This is a genomic window from Pseudomonas sp. C321, assembly GCF_055407105.1.
The window spans coordinates 256204-281728 of the sequence record NZ_JBUZRB010000003.1 but is presented as its reverse complement, the minus strand read 5'-3'; the positions used below and the strand labels follow the sequence as shown (position 1 = coordinate 281728).

General features: G+C 56.8%; 27 protein-coding genes and 1 tRNA gene. 4 read left to right on the top strand and 24 right to left on the bottom strand.

What is annotated here, in order from left to right; genetic code table 11:
- Positions 1-146: 146 nt before the first annotated feature.
- The 18 genes from bamB to trmJ all read right to left on the bottom strand — a co-directional run bounded on the left by bamB (position 147) and on the right by trmJ (position 15303).
- Positions 147-1298 carry an outer membrane protein assembly factor BamB gene (gene bamB, locus ACZRJ6_RS10915; RefSeq protein WP_149411631.1) on the bottom strand — a complete coding sequence of 384 codons (1152 nt, stop codon included), beginning with the start codon at positions 1296-1298 and terminating at the stop codon, positions 147-149.
- Entirely contained in the window at positions 1291-1932 is a 642-nt protein-coding gene (locus ACZRJ6_RS10910; RefSeq protein ID WP_133102091.1) for a tetratricopeptide repeat protein, read from the bottom strand. The genes bamB and ACZRJ6_RS10910 overlap by 8 nt, the downstream gene beginning before the upstream one ends.
- Positions 1933-1973: 41 nt before the next feature.
- Entirely contained in the window at positions 1974-3263 is a 1290-nt protein-coding gene (hisS, locus tag ACZRJ6_RS10905; RefSeq protein ID WP_133102090.1) for a histidine--tRNA ligase, read from the bottom strand.
- Between the two features lie 23 nt (positions 3264-3286).
- Positions 3287-4396 (bottom strand): flavodoxin-dependent (E)-4-hydroxy-3-methylbut-2-enyl-diphosphate synthase, encoded by a 1110-nt coding sequence (ispG, locus tag ACZRJ6_RS10900; RefSeq protein WP_463968123.1) that lies wholly within the window; start codon positions 4394-4396, stop codon positions 3287-3289.
- A 4-nt stretch (positions 4397-4400) separates the two neighbouring features.
- Positions 4401-5405, bottom strand: coding sequence for a RodZ domain-containing protein (locus ACZRJ6_RS10895; RefSeq protein WP_463968122.1), 1005 nt, complete (start codon positions 5403-5405; stop codon positions 4401-4403).
- Complete coding sequence (pilW, locus tag ACZRJ6_RS10890) at positions 5405-6163, bottom strand: type IV pilus biogenesis/stability protein PilW (protein ID WP_463968121.1); 759 nt, start codon at positions 6161-6163, stop codon at positions 5405-5407. The genes ACZRJ6_RS10895 and pilW overlap by 1 nt, the downstream gene beginning before the upstream one ends.
- 18 nt (positions 6164-6181) lie before the next feature.
- On the bottom strand, positions 6182-7318 hold the full coding sequence (rlmN, locus tag ACZRJ6_RS10885; protein WP_463968120.1) for a dual-specificity RNA methyltransferase RlmN: 1137 nt from the start codon (positions 7316-7318) through the stop codon (positions 6182-6184).
- 29 nt (positions 7319-7347) lie between these two features.
- Positions 7348-7773 carry a nucleoside-diphosphate kinase gene (ndk, locus tag ACZRJ6_RS10880; protein ID WP_133102085.1) on the bottom strand — a complete coding sequence of 142 codons (426 nt, stop codon included), beginning with the start codon at positions 7771-7773 and terminating at the stop codon, positions 7348-7350.
- A gap of 91 nt (positions 7774-7864) precedes the next feature.
- On the bottom strand, positions 7865-8065 hold the full coding sequence (gene iscX / locus ACZRJ6_RS10875) for a Fe-S cluster assembly protein IscX (protein WP_133102084.1): 201 nt from the start codon (positions 8063-8065) through the stop codon (positions 7865-7867).
- A 17-nt stretch (positions 8066-8082) separates the two neighbouring features.
- The gene (fdx, locus tag ACZRJ6_RS10870; RefSeq protein WP_133102083.1) at positions 8083-8424 is read right to left on the bottom strand and encodes an ISC system 2Fe-2S type ferredoxin; all 342 of its coding nucleotides are present in this window, start codon (positions 8422-8424) and stop codon (positions 8083-8085) included.
- Between the two features lie 3 nt (positions 8425-8427).
- Positions 8428-10290 carry a Fe-S protein assembly chaperone HscA gene (gene hscA / locus ACZRJ6_RS10865; RefSeq protein ID WP_463968119.1) on the bottom strand — a complete coding sequence of 621 codons (1863 nt, stop codon included), beginning with the start codon at positions 10288-10290 and terminating at the stop codon, positions 8428-8430.
- 51 nt (positions 10291-10341) lie between these two features.
- Complete coding sequence (gene hscB, locus ACZRJ6_RS10860) at positions 10342-10863, bottom strand: co-chaperone HscB (RefSeq protein ID WP_463968118.1); 522 nt, start codon at positions 10861-10863, stop codon at positions 10342-10344.
- An 8-nt stretch (positions 10864-10871) separates the two neighbouring features.
- Positions 10872-11195: an iron-sulfur cluster assembly protein IscA gene (gene iscA, locus ACZRJ6_RS10855; RefSeq protein ID WP_133102080.1), complete on the bottom strand. Its 324-nt coding sequence runs from the start codon at positions 11193-11195 to the stop codon at positions 10872-10874.
- Between the two features lie 27 nt (positions 11196-11222).
- A complete protein-coding gene (iscU, locus tag ACZRJ6_RS10850; RefSeq protein ID WP_133102079.1) occupies positions 11223-11609 on the bottom strand; it encodes a Fe-S cluster assembly scaffold IscU in 387 nt (128 codons plus the stop codon).
- Positions 11610-11710: 101 nt separating this feature from the next.
- Positions 11711-12925 carry an IscS subfamily cysteine desulfurase gene (locus ACZRJ6_RS10845; protein WP_463968117.1) on the bottom strand — a complete coding sequence of 405 codons (1215 nt, stop codon included), beginning with the start codon at positions 12923-12925 and terminating at the stop codon, positions 11711-11713.
- A gap of 50 nt (positions 12926-12975) precedes the next feature.
- Positions 12976-13467 carry a Fe-S cluster assembly transcriptional regulator IscR gene (gene iscR / locus ACZRJ6_RS10840; protein WP_133102077.1) on the bottom strand — a complete coding sequence of 164 codons (492 nt, stop codon included), beginning with the start codon at positions 13465-13467 and terminating at the stop codon, positions 12976-12978.
- 280 nt (positions 13468-13747) lie between these two features.
- Positions 13748-14530 carry a serine O-acetyltransferase gene (gene cysE, locus ACZRJ6_RS10835; RefSeq protein WP_463968116.1) on the bottom strand — a complete coding sequence of 261 codons (783 nt, stop codon included), beginning with the start codon at positions 14528-14530 and terminating at the stop codon, positions 13748-13750.
- Between the two features lie 2 nt (positions 14531-14532).
- Positions 14533-15303, bottom strand: a complete 771-nt coding sequence (trmJ, locus tag ACZRJ6_RS10830; RefSeq protein ID WP_133102075.1) for a tRNA (cytosine(32)/uridine(32)-2'-O)-methyltransferase TrmJ — start codon at positions 15301-15303, stop codon at positions 14533-14535.
- Positions 15304-15447: 144 nt separating this feature from the next.
- Between trmJ and suhB the strand changes: the two genes are divergently transcribed.
- Positions 15448-16263: a type III secretion system regulator SuhB gene (gene suhB, locus ACZRJ6_RS10825; protein ID WP_149411643.1), complete on the top strand. Its 816-nt coding sequence runs from the start codon at positions 15448-15450 to the stop codon at positions 16261-16263.
- Between the two features lie 68 nt (positions 16264-16331).
- On the opposite strand, the gene ACZRJ6_RS10820 is transcribed toward suhB, so the two are convergent.
- The 6 genes from ACZRJ6_RS10820 to queA form a co-directional block, all read right to left on the bottom strand.
- Positions 16332-16874, bottom strand: coding sequence for a glycine zipper 2TM domain-containing protein (locus ACZRJ6_RS10820; RefSeq protein WP_133102073.1), 543 nt, complete (start codon positions 16872-16874; stop codon positions 16332-16334).
- A gap of 123 nt (positions 16875-16997) precedes the next feature.
- A complete protein-coding gene (gene secF, locus ACZRJ6_RS10815; protein ID WP_463968115.1) occupies positions 16998-17912 on the bottom strand; it encodes a protein translocase subunit SecF in 915 nt (304 codons plus the stop codon).
- Positions 17913-17921: 9 nt separating this feature from the next.
- Positions 17922-19790, bottom strand: a complete 1869-nt coding sequence (gene secD / locus ACZRJ6_RS10810) for a protein translocase subunit SecD (protein ID WP_463968114.1) — start codon at positions 19788-19790, stop codon at positions 17922-17924.
- Positions 19791-19852: 62 nt separating this feature from the next.
- Positions 19853-20191 carry a preprotein translocase subunit YajC gene (gene yajC, locus ACZRJ6_RS10805; protein ID WP_133102070.1) on the bottom strand — a complete coding sequence of 113 codons (339 nt, stop codon included), beginning with the start codon at positions 20189-20191 and terminating at the stop codon, positions 19853-19855.
- A 43-nt stretch (positions 20192-20234) separates the two neighbouring features.
- Complete coding sequence (gene tgt / locus ACZRJ6_RS10800) at positions 20235-21350, bottom strand: tRNA guanosine(34) transglycosylase Tgt (RefSeq protein WP_178114438.1); 1116 nt, start codon at positions 21348-21350, stop codon at positions 20235-20237.
- Between the two features lie 5 nt (positions 21351-21355).
- Positions 21356-22420 carry a tRNA preQ1(34) S-adenosylmethionine ribosyltransferase-isomerase QueA gene (gene queA / locus ACZRJ6_RS10795; protein ID WP_463968113.1) on the bottom strand — a complete coding sequence of 355 codons (1065 nt, stop codon included), beginning with the start codon at positions 22418-22420 and terminating at the stop codon, positions 21356-21358.
- 108 nt (positions 22421-22528) lie between these two features.
- Here queA and ACZRJ6_RS10790 point away from each other — a divergent pair.
- From ACZRJ6_RS10790 to ACZRJ6_RS10780, 3 genes are all read left to right on the top strand, one after another.
- Positions 22529-22613 (top strand) — tRNA-Leu (locus tag ACZRJ6_RS10790).
- A 318-nt stretch (positions 22614-22931) separates the two neighbouring features.
- Positions 22932-23756, top strand: coding sequence for a GIY-YIG nuclease family protein (locus tag ACZRJ6_RS10785; protein WP_463968112.1), 825 nt, complete (start codon positions 22932-22934; stop codon positions 23754-23756).
- A gap of 67 nt (positions 23757-23823) precedes the next feature.
- Positions 23824-25488 (top strand): GmrSD restriction endonuclease domain-containing protein, encoded by a 1665-nt coding sequence (locus ACZRJ6_RS10780; RefSeq protein WP_463968111.1) that lies wholly within the window; start codon positions 23824-23826, stop codon positions 25486-25488.
- Positions 25489-25525: the final 37 nt, after the last annotated feature.

The following is a 25525-nucleotide window of genomic DNA, read 5'->3' as shown; positions in this document are numbered from 1 at the left end:
GCTCGACTGTAGGAGCGAGCTTGCTCAAAAACGCACAGGCAACGCGTTTATTCAGAATACACGCGTCATCGTTGACGTCCATCGCGAGCAAACTCGCTCCTACAGGTGAAGCTGCCTGGAGGCGACCCCCAAGCATAGTCAAAGCTTTACTTGATGGTCAGGGCTTCCAGCTTGCCACTGTTGCCAAACACGTAAATCATGTCACCTACCACCAGCGGACGGGCACGCAGGCCATCGCTGTCGATACGTTCGCGACCGACAAAGCGACCGTCAACCTGGCTCAGCAGGTGCAGGTAACCTTCCAGGTCACCGACCGCCACGTAGCTGGAGAACACTTCCGGTGCCGACAATTGACGGCGAGCCAGAGAGTCGTTGCTCCACAGTGCAGTGGTGGAACGCTCGTCAACACTTTCAACAGTGCCGGACGCGAGGCTTACGTAGACGCTGCCAAACCCTTGGGCGACACCGGCGTAGCTGGAAGCATCACGCTGCCAGAGTACGCGGCCGCTTTGCAGGTCCAGTGCCGCTACACGGCCCTGGTAAGTGGCGACGTAAAGGGTTTCACCCGACAGCAGCAAGCCACCGTCGATGTCCACTACGCGATCCAGTTCCGAACGCCCCTGAGGAATCGCGACCCGTGATTCCCAGGCCGGCACGCCGTTCTGGGTGTCGAGGGCGACCACTTTACCGGTGGACAGGCCTGCCAGTGCCAGACGATTGGTCACAACCGGACCACTGGTACCGCGCAAGGTCAGGACTGCAGGGGTGCTGTCATACAACCAGCGCTGCTCACCGGTGCTGGCGTCAAGGCCAATCACACGGTCATCCTGGGTCTGCACGACAACAATGTCGCCGTTGGTGGCCGGCGGTGCGAGGACTTCACTGGTCACGCGAGCGCGCCATTTCTCTTCACCGTTGCTCGAATCCAGGGCCACGACTTCGCCTTTCAGCGTGCCGATCAGCACCATGCCGTAACCCACGCCAACGGCGCCGGATACTGGCAGTTCGAGGTCTTTCTTCCACTTGACGTCGCCGTTCATGCGATCCATGGAGATCACCACGCCGGTCACGTCAGCGGCCACAATGTTGTCACCGTCGATTGCCGGTACCAGCATGTTGTAGGTGTCGCCCTGGCCGTCACCGATAGAGCGGCTCCACTGCTTTTGCAGGACCACTTCTTCCTTGAAGCTGGTCAGCTCGGCCGGAGGCAGTTCTTTTTTGCTGTTGCTGCTGCAACCCGCGGCCAAAACGGCCAGAGCCAGCAATGCTGCATGTTTCCAACGGATCACGTCACGCATCCCCTTTGGCCAAGTCGTCCAGCTTGATTTGTAAACCACCGACCGCCGCTTCATCAGACAGCGCAGCCTTGGCTTTTTGGTACGCAGCATTGGCTTCGTCGGTACGACCCAATTGGACCAGCAGGTCGCCCTTGAGCTCTTCGCGAGTAGCCAGGAATGCCTTGTCAGCATCGCCGTCGAGCAATTTCAGTGCTTCGTCAGCCTTGTTCTGTGCCGCCAGTACCTGAGCCAGACGCTGACGCGCGATTTCACCCAGGGTCGGGTTGGTCGGTTTGTCGGTGATGGCTTTCAGCTCGGAGGCTGCGTCATCCAGCCTGCCAGTGTCGACCGCGACTTTGGCGACGAACAGACTGCCGTATTGGGCGTAGGCGCTACCGCCAAATTCGCTTTTCAGTTTGCCGGCCAAGTCTGCAACCTGGGCAGGATCAGGCTTGCCGTCAGGCGTCAGCGTGGTTTCCAGCAGTTGCTGATAGAGTATCGAGGCGCCTTGCGACTGATTGCCCTGATACTTCTGCCAGGCCTGCCAGCCGAACACCACTACTAAAGCCAGCAAGCCGCCAGTGACCAGGGGTTTGCCGTTACGCTGCCACCAGTCTTTGAACTCGGCCAGCTGATCATCATCAGAACTCGACACCCCAATACTCCTTAATCGCTAAATTCGGCTGTTTGACAGCTTCAACCCTGCACGATGCAGGTGGCCAAGTGCGCAGCAAGCGCATCAAAGGCAATACTTTGTTGTTCGCCCTGGCCACGCAGGGGTTTGAAACCTACCACTTGCTGGGCCAACTCGTCATCGCCCAGGATCAGTGCAAACAGCGCACCGCTCTTGTCGGCTTTCTTGAACTGGCTTTTAAAGCTACCGGCGCCGGCATTGATTTGCAGGCGCAGGTTTGGCAACTGGTCGCGAACCTTCTCGCTCAAGGTCAGGGCCGCCAGTTCGGCAGCCTCGCCAAAGGCACAGAGGTACACGTCCACCTGACGGGAAATTTCTTCGGGAACCTGCTCCAGGGTTTCCAGCAGCAGGATCAGCCGTTCGATGCCCATGGCAAAACCTACACCGGTGGTCGGCTTGCCGCCCATTTGCTCCACCAGGCCGTCGTACCGACCGCCGGCGCACACGGTGCCCTGGGCGCCAAGTTTGTCGGTGACCCACTCGAATACGGTCTTGCTGTAGTAATCGAGGCCGCGCACCAGCTTGGGGTTGATGACGTAGGGAATGCCGGCTGCATCCAGGCGAGCCTTAAGGCCCTCAAAGTGTGTACGGGACTCGTCATCCAGGTAGTCGGCCATTTTCGGCGCGTCTACGAGTACCGCTTGGGTATCGGCGTTCTTGGTGTCCAGCACCCGCAGCGGGTTGGTCTTCAGACGGCGCTGACTGTCTTCGTCCAGCTTGTCCAAATGAGCGGACAGGAATTCCACCAGGGCTTCGCGGTAGCGGCCCCGGGACTCGCTGGTGCCCAGGCTGTTCAGTTCAAGTGTGACCGCATCGCGGATACCCAGCATGCCCCACAGCCGCCAGGTCAGCACGATCAGCTCGGCGTCGATGTCCGGACCGTCGAGGTTAAAGACTTCCAGACCGATCTGGTGGAACTGGCGATAACGGCCTTTCTGCGGACGCTCGTGGCGAAACATCGGGCCGATGTACCACAATTTCTGCGGCTGGCCACCACCGGTGAGGCCATGTTCCAGCACGGCGCGCACGCACGCGGCGGTGCCTTCCGGACGCAGGGTCAGGGAGTCGCCGTTGCGGTCTTCGAAGGTGTACATCTCTTTTTCGACGATGTCGGTCACTTCACCGATGGAGCGTTTGAACAGCTCGGTGAATTCGACGATCGGCATGCGGATCTGCTTGTAACCGTAGTTATCCAGCAGGCGCGCGACAGTGCTCTCGAAGTAGCGCCACAGGGGCGTCTGCTCAGGCAGGATATCGTTCATGCCACGAATGGCTTGCAGAGACTTGCTCACTAAAAATCCTTAAATTCGTTCGATCAGCCGCGCGCGATAACCGCTGCGTCAGCTTCGACCTTCTCGGCCGCTCTCTGGCGGATCAGCCGTTCCAGCTCATCCACCAGATTATCATTCGTCAATTTCTGCGACGGCTTGCCGTCGATGTAAATCAGGTTTGGCGTACCACCGGTCAAGCCTACATGAGCCTCTTTGGCCTCACCTGGCCCGTTGACCACGCAACCGATGACCGCGACATCCAGCGGAACCAACAGGTCTTCGAGGCGCACTTCCAGTTCGTTCATGGTTTTCACCACGTCGAAGTTCTGCCGCGAGCAGCTCGGGCAGGCAATGAAGTTGATGCCACGGGAGCGTAAATGCAGGGATTTGAGAATGTCGTAGCCGACTTTCACTTCCTCTACCGGGTCTGCCGCCAGGGAGATGCGAATAGTATCGCCAATCCCGTCGGCCAGCAGCATACCGAGACCCACCGCAGATTTCACTGTGCCTGAACGCAAACCACCCGCTTCGGTAATCCCCAGGTGCAGCGGCTGGACGATTTCCTTGGCGAGCAGGCGGTAGGCTTCTACCGCCATGAACACGTCGGAAGCCTTTACGCTGACCTTGAAGTCCTGGAAATTCAGGCGCTCGAGGTGTTCAACGTGACGCAATGCAGACTCAACCAGCGCCGCTGGAGTGGGCTCACCGTACTTTTTTTGCAGGTCTTTTTCCAGGGAGCCCGCGTTGACGCCGATACGGATCGGGATACCCCGATCACGGGCAGCATCCACCACGGCTCGTACCCGGTCTTCGCGACCGATGTTGCCCGGGTTGATCCGCAGACAATCGACGCCCAGTTCGGCGACGCGCAAGGCGATCTTGTAGTCGAAGTGAATGTCGGCGACCAGCGGCACCTTGACCAGTTGCTTGATACGGCCGAACGCTTCAGCCGCGTCCATGTCCGGAACGGAAATTCGCACAATATCGACGCCAGCCGCTTCCAAACGGTTGATCTGGGCGACAGTGGCCGCGACGTCGTTGGTGTCGCTGTTGGTCATGCTCTGTACCGCGATGGGGGCATCGCCACCCACCGGCACCGAGCCGACCCAGATTTTGCGCGATACGCGACGTTTGATTGGAGATTCGCCGTGCATGACTTTATTGTCCCAACTTCAGGCGAGCAGTCTCGCCACTGGTGAACGGCGCCAGGTCCACAGGCTGGCCGTTGTAGGCCACTTGCGCGCCACGGGCAAAGCCCAGACGCAGCGTCAAGGGAGGCTTGCCGCCCTGGTCAAAAGTATCTCCCTTACGCTTGAGACCGCTAAACAGCACTTTGCCATTGCCATCGGTGACTTGCGTCCAGCAGTCAGAGAGGTAGGTAATCTGTACACGTCCATCACCCGCCACAAGAGCAGGCGCTGTTGGCGCTGCAACCGTCGGTGCTACCGGTGCAACCGGAGCCGTTGTGGCTGGGGCCTGGACCGGGGCCGCTGGGGTATGCGTCGGGGCCGGTGGAGTAGCAGGCACAGCCGGGGCTGGTACAGCGGCGGTAGCGGCTGGGTCAACGCTGGCTTCGGCAGCCGGCTGGCCAGCCTGCAGATCCAGGTTGGCCTGGCCTTCAGGAGCTGTCTGGCCCTGGACTACGGCCTGGTCTTCAGGCTCGTCCAACGGGTGAATCTGAGTGGTGCCGTCGGCGCTTTCGACTTCGACGTGCTCCATGGCGGTGCTGGCTACGTCCTTGCTGCGCAGGGAGGTCTGATCCTGCCACCAGACGAAGCCACCGCCGATCACGGCGATCAACAGCAATAAGCTGACAATTCGCAAAATAGTGTGGGAAACCCGCACCGGCTCTTCGATGCGACCCAGGCCGTGGACATTGCTGCCCTGGGAGTCGGTGCCGGTGAACTGGTCGAATTCCTGGACCAACACGGTCTGGTCAATGCCCAGCAACTTGGCGTAGGCGCGAATATAGCCGCGGGCAAAGGTATGCCCTGGCAGCTTGTCGAACGCACCGGTTTCCAGGTTGCCCAGTGACGTGACGGTCAAATTGAGTTTTAGGGCCACGTCTGCCAGCGACCAACCATTGCTTTCGCGGGCCTGTCGCAAGGTCTCGCCTGGGTTTACGCGATTAGCTGCTACAACTTCCGGGTGCGCCGCTTTCATCATTGCTCCGACAGGTATTGCTGATATTCCGGCGAGCCGGGATAGAGTCGTTCTAATTGCTGGCCAAAACGTGCGGCCTTGTCGCGTTCTTCATGAACCGTCGCCAGACGCACGCCAAGCAATAGACTACGTGCATTTTGCCCGCTGAGCAGGCTAAACCGTTCGTAATAGTCACGTGCCGGCACATAATGCCTGTCTTCGAAGGACAACTCAGCCATTTCCAGCAATGCCCGTGGCTGGTGACGGTTCAGGTGTAGGGCTTTTTCCAGTTGCTGGCGAGCGGTATCGCGCTGCCCGAGAAGCATTGAGGTCACCCCCAGATTCTCAAAAACCCGCGAACGCTCAGGATAGAGGGTATCGGCCGCCGCTTGCTGGAAATAACCGGACGCTTCAGCATAACGCTTTTGCTGAAACAGGAAGCTGCCGTAGTTATTGAGCAGACGTGGATCATTGGAGCGCGCCGCCAGTGCCTTGTGGAAATACTGGTCGGCCAACTCTGGTTCGTCCTGAGCCTGGAACACCAGGGCCAACGCAGCATTGGCGTCGGCATCGCGGCTATCGAGGACCAGGGCCTTTTGCAACGGCACCTTGGCCTGCTCGCTCAAGCCCTGGCGCAGGTAACCCAACCCCAGCTGCACATAGGCAGCACGCGCTTCGTCGCGGCCCTTGCTGGTTTGCAAAGGGCTGTCATGGCCCGATGAAACACAGCCAACCGTGAGGCTGGCAACAAGCAAAAGCAGCGCAAGGCGCAATGGCATAGAGGTCCTCTCTCAGGTTCAGGTCGCGCTTGGCATATCGTTGTCGGCGCTCAATTCGCGCACGGCGATATAACGTTCGCTGCGACGGGTGCGATCCAGCACCTGCCCTACCAATTGACCACATGCCGCATCGATGTCTTCACCGCGAGTGGTGCGTACGGTGACATTGAAGCCTGCATGGTGCAGTTGATCCTGGAAACGGCGGATGGCGTTGTTACTCGGCCGCTCGTAGCCAGAATGGGGAAACGGGTTGAACGGAATCAGGTTGATCTTGCACGGGACGTTCTTGAGCAACTCAATCATCTCGACGGCGTGCTCGACCTTGTCGTTGATGTCCTTGAGCATGGTGTACTCAATGGTCAACACACGCTTCTCGCCCAAGGTCGCCATGTAACGCTGGCAAGATTCGAGCAGCATCTTAAGCGGATACTTCTTGTTGATCGGCACCAATTGGTTACGCAATGCGTCATTGGGTGCGTGCAGGGACAACGCCAGAGAGACGTCGATGTGCTTGGCCAGCTCATCGATCATCGGTACCACGCCGGAGGTCGACAGGGTCACACGGCGCTTGGAGATGCCATAGCCCAGGTCGTCCATCATCAAGTGCATGGCCGCGACGACGTTGTCGAAGTTCAGCAGCGGCTCGCCCATGCCCATCATCACCACGTTGGTGATGGCACGGTCGGCGGTCGCCGGAATGCTGCCAAACGATTTATTGGCAATCCACACCTGGCCGATGACTTCGGCGGCGGTGAGGTTGCTATTGAAGCCTTGCTTGCCGGTGGAGCAGAAACTGCAATCCAGGGCACAGCCTGCCTGGGACGAAACGCACAAGGTGCCGCGCTTGCCCTGGGGAATGTAGACAGTCTCGACGCAGCTGCCGGACTCCACGCGCACCACCCACTTACGGGTGCCGTCGGTGGAGATGTCCTCGCTGACAACTTCGGGACCACGAACTTCGGCAATGACCTTGAGCTTGTCGCGCAGGGCCTTGCTGACGTTCGTCATGACGTCGAAATCATCGACGCCAAGATGGTGAATCCATTTCATTACCTGACTGGCACGGAAACGCTTCTCCCCGATTGAGTCGAAGAATTTTTCCATTTCCGGCTGAGTCAGACCCAGCAGGTTGGTTTTTGCAGTCGATGTAGTCATGGATTCACCTTCACTCTTCAAGCCAATGCTTAGCGAGTGGTTACTTCAGTAGCAGCGAAAAAGTAAGCGATTTCGCGGGCAGCGGCGGCTTCGGAGTCCGAACCGTGAACAGCGTTGGCGTCGATGGATTCAGCGAAGTCAGCACGGATGGTGCCGGCAGCCGCTTCTTTAGGGTTGGTAGCACCCATCAGTTCGCGGTTCAGAGCGATGGCGTTTTCGCCTTCCAGAACCTGAACAACAACAGGACCGGAGATCATGAAAGCAACCAGCTCGCCGAAGAAACCACGGGCGCTGTGCTCAGCGTAGAAGCCTTCAGCTTCGGCTTTGGACAGTTGCTTCAGTTTCGAAGCTACAACCTTCAGGCCGGCTTTTTCGAAACGGGTGACGATCTCGCCAATAACGTTTTTTGCAACAGCGTCAGGCTTGATGATGGAGAAAGTACGTTGAACAGCCATGGTGTAACTCCAGAAACGGTAATTTGCGAAAAATTAAACCCGCGAATTATACGCGGGTTCTTGGGTATTGCCTAACCTGCGTAAGGGAGGCTCAGTCTGCTTCTTCGATCCAGGCGGCCTGAATGGCTTCAAGCACCTTCTCGCCACCACGACTATGATCGTCATCAAACTCCGGCAACGCCACAACCCAGTTGTGAAGATCGACGAAGCGCACGTAACGCGGATCCACATCCGGCTTGGTTTCAGCCAGTTGAATCGAGATTTCCAGCACATCAACCCATTTCAGACTCATGACAACAACTCCTTGAATCAGTGCGGCGCTTCAGCCGCATGGTTGAGCGAATATTTCGGTATTTCGACGGTGATATCTTCCGTGCCGACGATCGCCTGGCAGGTCAAGCGCGAAGTCGGTTCCAGACCCCAGGCCCTATCAAGATAGTCTTCTTCCAGCTCATCGGCTTCATTCAGCGAATCGAAACCCTCGCGAATCACACAATGACAGGTGGTACAGGCGTTGACGCCGCCGCAGGCACTTTCGATCTCAATGTGGTTGTCATGAGCGACTTCGAGAAGGGACTTGCCGGTCTCAGCCTCCACGACCATACCGTCCGGGCAATGCTCGGCGTGTGGCAGAAAAATGATCTGCGGCATCAGTTATTCCTCAAGTTCATTCAAGTTGCGACCCGCCAGGGCGGTTTTCACCGTCAAGTCCATGCGGCGGGCAGCAAAGGCATCGGTCACTTGCGACAGACGCTTGGTCTGTTGCTCGATGGCGTAACCATCGGCGCCTTTCATCAATTCGGACAGCTCCTGCATTTGCAGATCGATCACCATGCGCTCTTCAGCGTCCAGCAAACGCTCGCCGTCGGTATCAAGGGCTCCCTGCACCGCCTCGAGCAGGCGCTGGGCGTCAACTTGCTGCTCACGCAATACACGGGCGACCTTGTCGTCACTGGCATGCTGGAACGAGTCCTTGAGCATCTTGGCGATTTCGCCGTCGGTCAGGCCGTAGGACGGTTTGACCTGGATACTGGCTTCAACGCCCGAACCGAGCTCACGAGCGGCAACGCTGAGCAGGCCATCGGCGTCGACCTGGAAGGTCACACGAATCTTTGCAGCGCCAGCAACCATGGCCGGAATGCCGCGCAATTCGAAGCGCGCCAGGGAGCGGCAATCGCTGATCAGCTCACGCTCGCCCTGCAGCACATGAATCATCATGGCCGACTGACCATCTTTATATGTGGTGAAGTCCTGGGCGCGGGCGACGGGGATGGTGGTATTGCGTGGAATCACCTTCTCCATCAGGCCGCCCATGGTTTCCAGCCCCAGGGACAACGGAATCACGTCGAGCAAAAGCAGTTCGCCACCATCGCGCTTGTTACCCGCGAGTGTGTCGGCCTGGATCGCGGCCCCGATGGCTACCACTTGATCCGGATCGATTTCGGTCAGCGGCTGACGACCAAAAGCCTCGGCAACGGCGTCGCGAACGCGCGGCACACGAGTAGAACCACCGACCATGACCACGGCAGCCACGTCTTCCAGTTCGATACCGGAATCACGCACGGCGCGACGGCAGGCTTTCAGGCTGCGGGCGACCATGGGCTCGATCAGCGCATCAAAGGCGTCACGGGTCAGTTGGGCCGACCAGTTGCCGTAGGCAACCTCAACGGATCCAGTATCAGTCAGCGCTTCTTTAGCGGCACAGGCGGTTTGCAGCAAGCTACGTTGCGCACCCGGATCAAGGTCAGCCGACAAACCAGCGCTCTCGATGATCCAGCCGGCAATGGCGTGATCGAAGTCATCGCCGCCCAGGGCAGTGTCGCCACCGGTTGCCAGGACCTCAAAGACACCGCCGGTCAGGCGCAGAATCGAAATATCAAAAGTACCGCCACCCAAGTCATAAATGGCGACCAGGCCTTCTGCGTGCTGATCCAGACCGTAAGCCACTGCCGCAGCAGTAGGTTCGTTGAGCAGGCGCAGCACGTTCAGGCCGGCGAGTTTTGCCGCGTCCTTAGTGGCCTGGCGCTGAGCGTCATCGAAATACGCAGGAACGGTAATCACCGCGCCGACCAATTCGCCGCCCAAGGTAGTTTCCGCGCGCTGGCGCAGGACCTTGAGGATATCGGCCGACACTTCCACCGGGCTTTTCGGGCCCTGAACCGTGTCGATGAACGGCATATGGGATTCACCGCCGACAAAGCGGTACGGCAACTGATCGCCCAATTGCTTGACGTCGGACAGACCACGACCCATCAAGCGCTTGACCGACAGCACGGTATTCAGGGGATCGGTGGATGCGGCCAGCTTTGCCGACTCGCCCACTTCGGTGCGATCGGCGTGGTAACGCACGGCGGACGGCAGGATGACCTGACCATCGGCGTCGGGCAGCGGCTCGCTAAGACCGCTGCGCAACGCAGCGACCAGCGAATTGGTAGTGCCCAAGTCGATCCCGACCGCCAGACGACGCTGGTGCGGTTGAGGACTTTGGCCGGGTTCGGCGATCTGCAGTAGGGCCATGGTAATCAGGACTTATCTGTATATCAGGCGTGCAACCGGGGCAGCACTGGGTTAATCGTCGAGGCGCTCTTCTAACTGGCGCACTTCGTAGGTGAGCTTGTCGAGGAACTGCATGCGTCGCATCAGGCGTTCGGCCTGTTCGCGTTGCGCCGCATCATCCCAACAGGCTGCGAAGCTTTCGTTGAGCTCATCCTGGGCCACTTTCAGACGGCGCTTGAAGACTGCGATTCCAGCCAGATCGGCCTCGTCCTGCAGGTCTTCGAGCTCTTCGCGCCATTGCATCTGCTGCATCAGGAAATCAGGGTCCTGGACCGTGACTTCAAGTGGCAACTCGCGACCACCCATCGCGAGCAGGTAGCGCGCGCGTTTGGGAGGGGTTTTAAGCGTCTGATAGGCTTCGTTGAGGCTGGCTGATTGCTCCAGCGCCAGGCGTTGCTCACGCTCGGAAGCGTCAGCGAAGCGATCCGGATGCACCCCACGCGCCAATTCACGGTAGCGCGTGGCAAGCTGATCGAGGTCCAACCGAAAACTCGGCTGCAGCTCGAATAAAGCGAAATGACAAGGAGTACCCACAATCAGCCTCAGATGTTGAAGCTTTCGCCGCAGCCACATTCACCGCGTACGTTGGGGTTGTTGAACTTGAAGCCTTCGTTCAACCCTTCCTTGACGAAATCGAGTTCGGTGCCGTCCAGGTAAGTCAGGCTTTTCGGGTCGATAATCACTTTCTCGCCGTGACTTTCGAACACCTGATCTTCCGCAACCACCTCGTCGACAAACTCCAGCACATAGGCAAGACCGGAACAGCCCGTGGTGCGAACACCCAGACGAATCCCCTCACCTTTGCCGCGCCCATCAAGGGAGCGTCGCACGTGTTTAGCCGCCGCTTCTGTCATGCTGATAGCCATCGTGACTCCTTACTCGTCGCCAAATGCTTAGATCAAGCCTTTCTTCTGCTTGTAGTCGCGAACAGCCGCCTTGATGGCGTCTTCTGCGAGTACCGAGCAGTGAATTTTCACTGGCGGCAAGGCCAGTTCTTCGGCCAGCTGGGTATTGCTGATGGTGACAGCCTCATCCAGGGTTTTGCCTTTCATCCATTCGGTCGCCAGGGAGCTGGAGGCGATGGCCGAACCGCAACCATAGGTCTTGAACTTGGCATCTTCGATGACACCCTGGTCGTTGACCTTGATCTGCAGACGCATGACGTCGCCGCACGCCGGGGCGCCGACCATGCCAGTGCCAACATCAGGGTCTTCCGCGTTCATCTTGCCGACGTTGCGCGGGTTTTCGTAGTGGTCGATGACCTTTTCGCTGTAAGCCATGGTACTGAATCCTCACTCATCAGGGCCGCTCTGGAACCCTGTAAATACGCCTGCGTTTTCCGCCACGTACTTACAGAGCCCTTGGGTGGCGGCTTCTATAGTTAGTGTGCCGCCCACTCGATCTTGGAAATATCGATACCGTCTTTGTACATGTCCCACAGCGGCGACAAGGTGCGCAGCTTGGTGACGGCCTCGCAGACTTTCTGCGCGGCGTAATCGATTTCTTCTTCGGTGGTGAAACGGCCGAACGTGAAACGGATCGAGCTATGCGCCAGTTCGTCGTTGCGGCCCAGGGCTCGCAAGACGTAGGACGGTTCAAGGGAAGCCGAGGTACAGGCCGAACCGGACGAAACCGCCAGGTCCTTGAGCGCCATGATCAGCGACTCGCCTTCGACGTAGTTGAAGCTCAAATTCAGATTGTGCGGTACGCGGGCAGTCATGCTGCCGTTGATGTACAGCTCTTCAAGGTTTTCGACCTGCTTGTAGAAGCGGTCGCTCAACGCCTTGATACGCACATTTTCGGCAGCCATGTCTTCCTTGGCCACACGGAAAGCTTCGCCCATGCCGACGATCTGGTGGGTCGCCAGGGTGCCGGAACGCATGCCACGCTCGTGACCGCCGCCATGCATGGTCGCTTCAATGCGCACGCGAGGCTTGCGACTCACGTAGAGGGCGCCGATGCCTTTAGGGCCATAAGTCTTGTGGGCAGAGAACGACATCAGGTCGACTTTCAGCTTCGACAGGTCGATATCGACCTTGCCGGTGGACTGAGCGGCGTCGACGTGCAGCAACACGCCCTTGGAGCGGGTCAGCTCACCGATGGCGGCGATGTCGTTGATGGTGCCGATTTCGTTGTTCACGTGGATGATGGAAACCAGGATGGTGTCTTCACGCATCGCAGCTTCGATCATCGCAGGAGTCACCAGGCCTTCAGTAGTAGGCTCGATGTAGGTAACTTCAAAACCTTCACGCTCCAGTTGGCGCATGGTGTCGAGGACAGCCTTGTGCTCAATCTTGGTGGTGATCAGGTGCTTGCCCTTGGTGGCGTAGAAATGCGCCGCACCCTTGATCGCCAGGTTGTCGGACTCGGTGGCACCGGAGGTCCAGACGATTTCACGCGGGTCGGCATTGACCAGATCAGCGACCTGGCGACGAGCGTTTTCCACTGATTCTTCGGCTTTCCAACCGAAAACGTGGGAACGGGACGCCGGGTTGCCGAAGTTTCCGTCAACCAGCAGGCACTCACTCATCTTTTGCGCGACACGCGGATCAACCGGGGTGGTCGCTGAGTAATCAAGGTAAATCGGCAATTTCATGGACTTTCTCCTAAATCAGGCTGGCTGGCGTGCCGTTAGCTCTTCGGCTGTCACTCGACGGCGGACGCTTCAATCTTGTCCAGACGCGGCGCCCTGGTGTTACAGCGGCGCTGGTCCTGACGCTGGGCTACTTCTTGCACCTCACGGCGAGTCACAAGATCAGCCAAGCTGATACCACTCAAAAATTCATGGATCTGCAGGCTCAGATCGCACCACAAGTGGTGCGTCAGGCAGGTGTCGCCGGCATGGCAATCACCCAGCCCCTGGCATTTGGTAGCATCAACGGACTCGTTGACCGCATCGATCACCTGGGCCACCTGGATGCCCTGCATGTCACGGGACAACTGATAACCACCACCTGGCCCACGAACACTGGAAACTAGATTGCTGCGGCGCAATTTGGCGAACAACTGTTCGAGATAGGACAGGGAAATGCCTTGGCGCTCAGAGATATCGGCCAGGGACACCGGCCCATTTTGCGCGTGCAAGGCCAAGTCAAGCATGGCGGTCACTGCGTATCGGCCTTTTGTAGTCAGTCTCATGGACAAGTACCAAGGTGCTTCAGAATGGGAGCGAGTATGCAATTCCCGAGTATTTAAGTCAACTATAAGACCTAGTACCTTAGTCGGGAATACCCGCAAAACGGGCGCGCGAATAATATCAGGGCGCGATGGCATCGAACAGCGGAGCTGAAGCCACGCCGATCAAATGTAGGAGCAAGCTTGCTCGCGATGGACGCGAGCGATTACGCGGGGTGTCTGGATGCCCGCGTCGCTCCCAGGCTTTTCGCGAGCAGCTCGCTCCTACAGATGAGGGGGGGGACTAGCCCGCCTTGCTGGCGCCTTCGTCCTTGATCTCGGCGAAGTCTTCTTCGCGCAGTTCCGGCAGGTCCTTGGCGCAGTAGCTGCTGCCCAGCTCCTTCAACGCGCCACACATGCCGTCCAGCTTGCCGTCCACCGCTTGCAGGTGATCAAGCAACTGGCCGATGGCTCGGGCCACTGGGTCAGGCATGTCTTCACTAACGCCATAAGCATCGAAACCAATCTTTTGCGCCATAGCCTTGCGCTTGGCTTCCTGCTCGCCACTCGCCTCAGCCTTGACGATGATCCGGCCCGGAATACCGACGACAGTTGCACCAGGCGGCACAGCCTTGGTGACCACGGCATTGGAGCCAACCTTGGCACCGGCGCCGACAGTAAACGGCCCGAGCACCTTGGCGCCCGCCCCTACTACAACGCCATCTTCCAGCGTCGGGTGGCGCTTACCCTTGTTCCAAGTGGTACCGCCGAGGGTCACACCCTGGTACAGCGTCACGTCATCACCAATCTCGGCGGTCTCGCCAATCACAATACCCATGCCGTGATCGATAAAGAACCGACGACCGACCTTCGCGCCTGGGTGAATCTCGATGCCGGTCAACCAGCGGCCAAAGTTGGAGACCACCCGCGCCATCCACTTCCAACCCATATTCCACAGGGCACCGGACAATCGGTGAATCCAAATCGCGTGCATGCCCGGATAGCAGGTCAGCACTTCAAAGGCGTTGCGCGCCGCCGGATCACGATGAAAAACACTCTGGATATCTTCTCGCAAACGCTCGAACATTTTTAATCCTTCCGCTTAAGAAGCTCGCCACGGGCCGCTTTCTGGGTTTCCGTGAGGATGCCACGCAATATATTCATTTCTGCCCGGCTGACCGAGCTGCGTCCGTACAACCGGCGCAGACGAGCCATCAAGTGCCGTGGTTTTTCCGGATCGAGGAATTCGATGGCTACCAGGGTTTGCTCCAGGTGCTCATAGAATCGCTCCAGCTCGTCCATGGTGGCCAACTCGCCACTTTTGGTCGACGCTACCTCGTCCTTCTCCACTTTACTCGGCTGACCTTGAACCGCCAGCCAGGACATGCGCACTTCATAACTCAACACCTGCACCGCTGCCCCAAGATTCAGCGAGCTGAATTCGGGGTCTGATGGGATATGCACGTGATAATGACATCGCTGCAGCTCGTCATTGGTCAGGCCGGAATCTTCACGACCGAATACCAAGGCGATTTCGGCGCCGCCAGCGGCTTCCTCGACGACTTTTGTGCCGCATTCGCGAGGATCGAGCAGTGGCCAAGGGATGCGGCGGTCGCGAGCACTGGTGCCGAGCACCAGATTGCAGCCCACCAGGGCGTCTTCCAGCGTGGCGACCACTTGGGCACTTGCGAGGATGTCATTGGCGCCGGAGGCACGGGCATCGGCCTCGTGGTGCGGAAACAGGCGCGGTTCGACCAGCACCAGGCGCGTTAGCCCCATGTTCTTCATGGCTCGCGCCACCCCGCCGATATTGCCGGGATGACTGGTATTGACGAGGACGACACGAATGTTTTGCAGCAAGGGAGGCGCTCTCGGACACGGGAAAGGGGGCAAATCTTACAGAACAGCCTAAGGTTATGCCATGAAAGCTAACGTCGTCGTCCACCTGAAGAAAGTTTCTGCTAGAATGCCCGGCTTTCTTTAACAACCTTAGGTGACACATCCATGCAGCCCATGCTGAATATCGCGCTGCGCGCCGCCCGCAGCGCCAGTGAATTGATTTTCCGCTCCATCGAGCGCCTGGATACCATCAAGGTCGACGAAAAAGACGCCAAGGATTACGTATCCGAGATCGATCGCGCCGCCGAGCAGAAAATCATCGACGCTCTGCGCAAGGCCTACCCTACCCACGGCATCCTCGGTGAAGAAACCGGCCTGCACAAAGGTAGCGGCGAAGGCGAAGAGTACCTGTGGATCATCGACCCACTGGACGGCACCACTAACTTCCTGCGCGGTATCCCGCACTTTGCCGTGAGCATTGCCTGCAAATACCGTGGCCGCCTGGAACACGCCGTTGTTCTGGACCCGGTTCGCCAGGAAGAATTCACCGCCAGCCGTGGCCGTGGCGCCCAACTGAACGGTCGTCGCCTGCGCGTCAGCGGTCGTACCAGCCTGGACGGCGCCCTGCTGGGTACCGGCTTCCCATTCCGTGATGACCAGATGGACAACCTGGAAAACTACCTGGGCATGTTCCGCGCCCTGGTGGGCCAGACCGCTGGCATCCGTCGCGCTGGCTCGGCGAGCCTGGACCTGGCTTATGTGGCCGCTGGCCGCTTTGATGCGTTCTGGGAGTCGGGCCTGTCCGAGTGGGACATGGCTGCAGGCGCGCTGCTGATTCAAGAAGCAGGCGGCCTAGTGAGCGACTTCACCGGCGGTCACGACTTCCTGGAGAAGGGTCACGTGGTAGCTGGCAACACCAAATGCTTCAAGGCAGTACTGACGGCGATCCAGCCGCACCTGCCGGCTTCGCTAAAACGTTAAGCGAGCAAGCACAAAAAAGCACCCCTAGGGGTGCTTTTTTTATACCTGTGTCCCGCCCTGAATAAGGTTTACTGCTGGTTCTGGCCGATAACCAGATGCCCTTCCTTGTCGACCGGGATCTGGCCGCCTGGATCACGCTCCATGCGCACGGAGCCTTCCTTGCCATCCAGCAGATACCGCACGTCATAACCCACGACCTTGTCACTGATGTCATTCACAGTGTTGCAACGGGTCTGGGTGGTTGTGTAGGTATCGCGGTTCTGCATGCCTTCCTGAACCTTGTTACCGGCATAACCGCCACCGACCGCACCGGCTACAGTAGCGATCTTCTTGCCATTGCCGCCACCGATCTGGTTACCCAGCAAGCCACCGGCCACGGCACCTACGACACTGCCGATGATCTGATGCTGATCCTGCACCGGCTTCTGCCGGGTCACAGCGACGTCCTTGCAGACCTCACGAGGGGTTTTGATCTGGGTTTTCACCGGCTGCACTGCCAGCACTTGCGCATACTCAGGGCCGCTTTTTACCAGGCTGTAGGTGGCAACAGCACCCCCGGCAGTCACACCGACAGCACCCAATACCGCACCAACCAGTAACGACTTGTTCACTTGAACCTCCTGACCATCACAAACGGACTGAAACGTCCGCGCTATACCCAGCCTTGGAGCAAAAAAAAAGGCACGAGTTCAATACTCGCGCCTTCTTTGTAACAGCGGATCAACAATCGCCCATCAAGGACGGTCGTCGACCTCCTTGTCAGTGCTAACTGGAGGGATCAAGTCCTCGCTGCTGAGGTTCAGCCAGATCAGCACCACGTTAGCGATGTAGATCGACGAGTAGGTACCCGCCAGAACGCCGATAAACAGCGCCAGAGAGAAGCCCCACAGGTTGTCGCCACCAAACACCATCAACGCGGTAATTGCCAGCAAGGTGGAGATCGAAGTCGCCATCGTGCGCAACAGGGTCTGGGTGGTGGAGATATTGATATTGTCGATCAACGTCGCCCTGCGCAGCACCCGGAAGTTCTCGCGAACCCGGTCGAACACCACGATGGTATCGTTGAGGGAGTAACCAATAATCGCCAGCACCGCCGCCAATACCGTCAGGTCGAAGGTGATCTGGAAGTACGCCAGAATACCCACGGTCACGACTACGTCGTGGATCAGCGAGACGATGGCACCGACCGCGAACTTCCACTGAAAGCGGAAGGCCAGGTAGATGAGGATGCCGCCCAGCGCCATCAGCATGCCGAGGCCGCCCTGGTCGCGCAGCTCTTCACCCACTTGCGGACCTACAAACTCGACGCGCTTGACCGTGGCCGGGTTGTCGCCGCCCACCTTGAGCAAGGCTTCAGCTACCTGGTGACCCAATTGTGGATCTTCGCCCGGCATCCGCACCAGCAGGTCGGTAGTTGCACCAAAACTCTGCACGATGGCGTCGTGATAGCCAGACTCGACCAACTGAGTCCGCACCTTGGCGACATCGGCCGGCTTCTCGTAGGTCAGCTCGATGAGCGTACCGCCAGTGAAGTCCAGACCGTAGTTCAGGCCCTTATGGAACCAGCTGAATAACGCCAGAACGGTAAGGAGCACGGTGACGCCGAACGCAACGTTGCGAACGCCCATGAAGTTGATTGTACGTAACATGGCAGCCCCTTAAATCCACAACTTCTTGAAGTCACGCCCGCCAAAGATCAGGTTGACCATTGCGCGGGTCACCATGATGGCCGTGAACATCGAGGTAAAGATCCCGAGGGACATGGTCACCGCAAAGCCTTTGACCGGGCCTGTGCCCATGGCAAAGAGAATCCCGCCGACCAACAATGTTGTCAGGTTGGCGTCGAGAATCGCGGTAAATGCCCGGCCGAAGCCTTCGTTGATTGCCCTTTGCACCGTCATCCCGGCGGCGATCTCTTCACGAATCCGCGAGAAGATCAGCACGTTGGCATCCACCGCCATACCCATGGTCAATACGATACCGGCGATGCCTGGCAGGGTCAGCGTAGCCCCCAGCAGCGACATCAGGGCCAGCAGCAGCACCATGTTCACACTCAGCGCAACCGTGGCGATGATGCCGAAGAAGCGATAGATGGCGATGATGAACAGCGACACGAACAGCATGCCCCACAAGGAAGCGTCGATACCTTTAGTGATGTTGTCGGCACCCAGGCTCGGGCCAATGGTGCGCTCTTCAGCAAAGTACATTGGCGCCGCCAGGCCACCGGCACGCAGCAGCAGCGCCAGCTCGGACGATTCGCCCTGGCCGTTCAGGCCAGTGATACGAAATTGAGCACCCAGCGGCGACTGAATGGTCGCCAGGCTGATGATCTTCTTCTCTTCCTTGAAGGTCTGCACCGCCACGTCTTTCTCGACACCGTTGACCATTTGCTTGGTATAGGTGGTGACTGGACGCTGTTCGATGAAGATAACCGCCATGCTGCGCCCGACGTTGCTGCGGGTTGCGCGGCTCATCAGTTCGCCACCGTGACCATCCAGACGGATGTTCACTTCAGGCGTGCCTTGCTCACCGAAACCAGCCTTGGCGTCGGTAACCTGGTCACCGGTGATGATCAGGCTACGCTCGATCTGCGCCGGTGGGCGGTTACCTTCACGAAACTCGAAGGTCTCGGAAGTGGCTTTGGAAGCACCCGGCTCGGCGGCCAGACGGAACTCAAGGTTGGCTGTCTTGCCTAGGATCCGCTTGGCTTCAGCGGTGTCCTGCACACCTGGCAGCTCAACCACGATGCGGTTGGCACCCTGGCGCTGAACCAGTGGCTCGGCCACACCCAGTTCGTTGACGCGGTTACGTACCGTGGTCAAGTTCTGCTTGATGGAGTATTCGCGGATTTCCGCCAGCTTGGCCGGGGTCATCGCCAGACGCAGCACCGCTTGACCATTGAGGTCGGCAGGTACGATATCGAAATCGGTAAAGCTCTTGCGGATCAGGGCACGGGCCTGTTCGCGGGCAGCTTCGTCAGCAAAACCCAGCTGGATAGCACCGTTGAGCTGCGGCAGGCTGCGATAACGCAGGCGCTCTTTGCGCAGCAGGCTCTTCACGTCGCCCTCGTAGACTTTCAGGCGAGCATCGAGAGCTTTGTCCATGTCCACTTCCAGCAGGAAGTGCACACCACCGGACAAGTCCAGACCCAGCTTCATCGGGTGCGCGCCAATGCTGCGCAACCAGGCTGGTGTGGTCTGTGCCAGGTTCAGCGCGACAACGTAGTCATCACCCATGACCTTGCGCACAACGTCTTTAGCCGGCAATTGGTCTTCTTGCTTGGTCAGGCGTAACAAGCCGCCCTTCGCGTCAGCCGCCAAAGTGGCTGCTTTAACCTGGATACCCGCAGCAGTGAGCGCTTTGCTCGTGCGGTCCAGATCAGCCTGAGTAACCTGCAACGCAGTGCTGGCGCCAGTAATCTGGATCGCCGGATCATCAGGATAAAGATTGGGAGCGGAATAAATAAAACCGATCGCCAGCACCGCCAGGATCAGTACGTATTTCCACAGAGGGTATTTGTTCAGCATCACGCCGCCCGCTTATAACGCGGGGCGCCTTGCGCGCCCCGTCGATTGGTAAAGGTAGGAACTTAGATCGCTTTGAGCGTGCCTTTTGGCAGCGTGGCGGCGATGGCGCCTTTCTGGAACTTCATTTCAACGGTGTCGGAGACTTCCAGGACCACAAAAGCGTCGGAGACCTTGATGATCTTGCCAGCGATGCCGCCAGTGGTCACAACTTCGTCACCTTTCTGCAAGCTGCCCAGCAGGTTCTTCTGCTCTTTGGCGCGCTTGGCCTGTGGACGCCAGATCATCAGGTAGAAGATGACCAGGAAGCCGACCAGGAAAATCCACTCAAAACCACCACCCAAAGGGCCGGCAGCGGCCGGTGCAGCGGCATCAGCCATGGCATTAGAGATAAAAAAGCTCATTTAGCACTCCAGTTGCAAATAGTGAATCTTAGGGTCGGGAAAATCAGTCCAAGGGCGGCACAGGCAGCCCGCGCTTGGCATAGAAGGCATCGACAAAGGCGGCCAATGTACCCTGTTGAATAGCCTCGCGCAAACCAGCCATCAGGACTTGGTAGTGACGCAAATTGTGGATGGTATTCAACATGCTACCCAGCATTTCCCCGCATTTGTCCAGATGGTGCAGATAAGCACGGGAGAAGTTCTGGCAGGTGTAGCAATCACAGGTGGGATCCAGCGGCGAATCATCATGGCGATGGAACGCGTTACGGATCTTCAGCACGCCTGTATCAATGAACAGATGCCCATTGCGGGCATTACGGGTTGGCATCACGCAATCGAACATGTCCACACCGCGGCGCACACCCTCTACGAGATCTTCCGGTTTGCCAACGCCCATAAGGTAACGAGGTTTGTCAGCTGGCATCAGACCCGGCAGGTAATCCAACACCTTGATCATCTCGTGCTTGGGCTCGCCCACCGACAGACCGCCGATAGCCAGGCCGTCAAAGCCGATCTTGTCGAGGCCTTCCAGGGAACGCTCGCGCAAACCCTGGTGCATGCCGCCCTGGACGATACCAAACAGCGCGGCGGTGTTATCGCCATGGGCATTCTTCGAACGCTGGGCCCAGCGCAACGACAGCTCCATCGACACCCGTGCCACTTCTTCATCGGCCGGGTACGGTGTGCATTCGTCGAAAATCATCACAACGTCGGAACCCAGGTCGCGCTGGACCTGCATCGACTCTTCCGGCCCCATGAACACCTTGGCGCCGTCCACCGGCGAGGCGAAGGTCACGCCCTCCTCCTTGATCTTGCGCATGGCGCCCAGGCTGAACACCTGGAAACCGCCGGAGTCGGTAAGAATCGGGCCTTTCCACTGCATGAAGTCATGCAGGTCGCCGTGCTTCTTGATCACTTCCGTGCCCGGGCGCAGCCACAGGTGGAAGGTGTTGCCGAGGATCATCTCGGCGCCGGTGGCGACGATATCCCGCGGCAACATGCCTTTTACGGTGCCGTAGGTGCCGACCGGCATAAATGCTGGGGTCTCGACGGTGCCACGCGGGAAAGTCAGGCGACCGCGACGGGCCTTGCCGTCAGTGGCCAACAATTCAAACGACATACGACTCATGCTTGTTCCTCTGGGCCCGATTCTTTAGGGGCAGTCGGCGCCGGATTGCGGGTGATAAACATCGCATCACCGTAGCTGAAAAAACGGTATCCATGCTCGATGGCCGCTTTATAGGCGGCCATGGCTTCGGGATAACCAGCGAACGCCGACACCAGCATCAACAGCGTGGATTCCGGCAAATGAAAATTGGTCACCAGGGCATCGACCACATGAAACGGCCGGCCTGGGAAGATAAAGATATCGGTGTCGCCACTGAAGGGCTTAAGCACGCCATCACGGGCGGCACTTTCCAGGGAACGCACACTGGTGGTGCCGACCGCCACCACACGACCACCGCGAGCCTTGCACGCATTGACTGCATCCACGACGTCCTGGCTGACTTCCAGCCATTCGCTGTGCATATGGTGGTCTTCGATGTTATCCACACGCACCGGCTGAAACGTCCCGGCCCCCACATGCAGGGTCACAAATGCAGACTCGATGCCCTTGGCGGCAATCGAGTCCAACAACGGCTGATCAAAATGCAGCCCCGCCGTCGGCGCCGCCACCGCGCCCAGGCGCTCGGAATACACCGTCTGATAACGCTCACGATCCGACTCTTCGTCCGGGCGATCTATATAAGGAGGCAACGGCATATGCCCGACCCGCTCCAGCAGCGGCAGCACTTCCTCGGCAAACCTCAGTTCGAACAATGCATCATGACGGGCCAGCATTTCAGCTTCGCCACCGCCGTCGATGAGAATCTTCGACCCCGGTTTCGGCGACTTGCTGGAGCGCACATGGGCCAGAACGCGATGACTGTCCAGCACCCGTTCCACCAGAATCTCCAGCTTGCCGCCGGACGCCTTCTGGCCAAACAGCCGCGCCGGAATCACTCGGGTATTGTTAAACACCATCAAATCGCCTGGGCGCAAATGCTCAAGCAAATCTGTGAATTGACGGTGTGCAAGGGCACCGCTGACCCCGTCCAGGGTCAACAGTCGACTGGCGCGACGCTCGGCCAAAGGGTGGCGAGCGATCAGCGAATCAGGGAGCTCAAAAGTAAAGTCAGCAACGCGCATGATGGGGTTCGTCTAGCAGGGCCGGGAAGTCTAGCGGAAATAGTGAAAATAGACCATGAAACGTGATTGACCAACGGTAATCTCATCTCTATACTTCGCCGCCATTGAGCCCTGATGGCGGAATTGGTAGACGCGGCGGATTCAAAATCCGTTTTCGCAAGAAGTGGGAGTTCGAGTCTCCCTCGGGGCACCAAGATTTTCCTTTAAAATCAAGCACTTACCAGCTTACGGTTTTAAAGTTTTGGAAGTAATTTTTGGAAGTGTTTTTGGAACTTCCAAATCAAAGAACCCGGCCCACGCGCCGGGTTTTTTATTGCCTAAAAAACGCTCAAAGCCACAGCCTGCATGGGTTCCTCTGATCCAAGCCCCTCCCCTCAAAATGATCAGGCTGAAATGCCTTTTTCCGCTTTTTCAAAGCCTCCGCTCCACGCAATCCCTTTAGGCAATCCTTCCCGCGCAGCGGAATGCATCAAATGTTAGATTCTCGAATCATCCGAGGATTTCTACCATCATGCTCATGCAGTTCTTGACCAGCCTCTTGCCTACCCTGACACCCGATAACACCAAGATCCATTTGGCACAGCACAACGGGATCGAACACCCAATGGACGTGTACCTGGCTGGGTACTTCGATGAGTGGCAGTCGTGGCAGTCGAGGAAGAATTTCGAGTGCCGATACGTCATCGGCCTTGTTGAGATTCCAGAGTCCAAGAAATGGCTCCTAGCTGGGATCTACGATTCGTTGAAGGTGAAAGAGGTACGCCAAGGCAAGGTCAATCGTGACTACGTTTACGAATACCGCCGTGTGCCAGAGTTCGAAGAGCTGGCGGGGCGACTGGTCCTGGAGTACAAAAAACCAAGGGCCAACTACCTGTACTTCAAGACATGCATGTCCACGATGAAGCTGTCCGAAATCCTAGAAAAGAAAATGACCGTGGGGGGATTCCCCGGCTTCAAGGATGTAGACATTAGCTTCCAAGAATTGAAAATCATCGCCAGGGAAGGGATCGTGTCGTGGCAGACTGCTTTGAGCAGCGTTGCAGGCGTTTACCTGATATCCGACCGCACCGAGGGTGAACACCAGCTATATGTAGGCTCTGCCACGGGCACAGGTGGCTTGTGGGATCGTTGGGTAACGTACTCAAAGAATGGGCATGGTGGTAACACACGCATACGCGACCTTCACCTGAAACGGGGTGAGTCGTTTTCTGAACATTTCAGGTTCAGCATCTTAGAAATTGCCGATAAGCACACTGGCGCTGACGAGATGAAGGATAAAGAAATTCACTGGAAAAAGAGACTATTGACTCGTGACAGTGGATTAAATGGCAACTGACTAGAATACAAAACCTTAAAAAATCATTCATTACTATTGTGAAAGCAATACTTATAAGGAAATATACATGGCAGTTAAAAGCAAGGTAATCCAGGCAGAACCTCAATTTCTTCTACGACCGGAAAACGCCGTCAAAAAATATGAAGCGCTTTTCCTTGAAATTGATTCTGGCCAAATTAAACTGCCGATGTTTCAACGTGAATTTGTTTGGGATAAAGAACAAAGTGCCAAATTAATCGACAGCATTCTCAAAGGCTATCCAATCGGCACGTTCATCTTATGGAAGACCAAGGATACCTTGCGGTCCGTAAAAGACATTGGCAATCATAAGTTACCAGATACGCCTAAAGGCGACTATGCGCAATACATACTGGACGGTCAGCAACGCATCACCTCCCTATATGCTATTCGCAAGGGCATTCGCATAACCAAAGACAAAAAGGAAATTGATTACAAAGATATTTATGTAAATCTTGATTACGATCCTTTGACCGACGAACAGATCGTAACGAGCCAGCAAGAGGAGGACAAGATTTATGTTTCTGTACATGACCTCCTAACCTCGGATGCATTAGACTTCATTGAAGATATCGGAAAAGAAAAAGCCAAGAAATTTCAAGAGTACAAAACTAATTTAACAACATATGACTTTGCAACGATCACTATCAAAGACTATCCAATTGAAATTGCTTGTGACGTATTTGCCCGGATAAATACAGGCGGTAAACCGCTGACCTTATTTGAAATCATGGTAGCTATGACCTACGATGAAGCTAGGGGGTTTGACCTTGCTTTGAAGTATGAAGAGTTAATTTATGGTAGCGATGAGGTTTCAAAGAGTTTAGTCAGAGCAAAATTTGAAACAATTCCTGCAGCTACAGTGCTTCAGGCTGTCGCAGCCATTGCAGTAGATAGTATCCGCGCCAAAGATATTTTAAAAATTGGACGTGAGAAGTTCATTACGAATTGGGACCCAATGGTTTCGTCAATGTTTTCAGCGGTTGATTTCATCAGAACAACTCTACATGTTCCAGTATCCCAACTTCTCCCCTATTCCTCATTACTAGTTCCGCTAACTTATTTCTTCTACAAAAATGACAACAAGCGTCCAACTGAAACACAGTCAAAGTTATTGAAGCAATTTTTCTATTGGGTCGGTTTGAACTGGCGATATAGTGGTTCAACCGAAACCAAAATAGCGGAAGACCTGAAAAAAATTGCCCAAATATTAAAGGAACGCAAACCTAAATACCCAGGGGATGAGCTTACAGTATCTGCTGAAGACATTGCTGAAACCTGGTTCTCTGCGGGTAATTCGTACATTAAAACTATACTGTGTTTACTCGCCTCTCAAAAGCCGAAAAACCTTGACGATAACAGCGACGTGATACTGGATAATTCAAACCTGAAAATTGCGTCCAGTAGAAACTACCATCACTTTTTCCCCAAGGCTTTCGTTAATAAAAATTTCAAAGACAGCGAGCCAAATTTGGTTGCCAATATCACACTGATTGATTCGGCTTCAAACAATAAGATTCGTGCAAAGGCACCAAGCTTGTATGTGGGAGAATTCGAAGGTACTAATTCAAAATTATCAGTAACATTGAAGTCGCACTTAATTGGCAGCCCAAAAACCTACGGCGTTCTTGATGATGACTATGACAAGTTTATTGACAAACGATCTGCCGCGATTGCTGCTGCTCTCAATGAAGCGCTAAATCCAGAGCTATAAAGCACATAAGGAAGCTGATGCTGGCAGTTGCAAACTG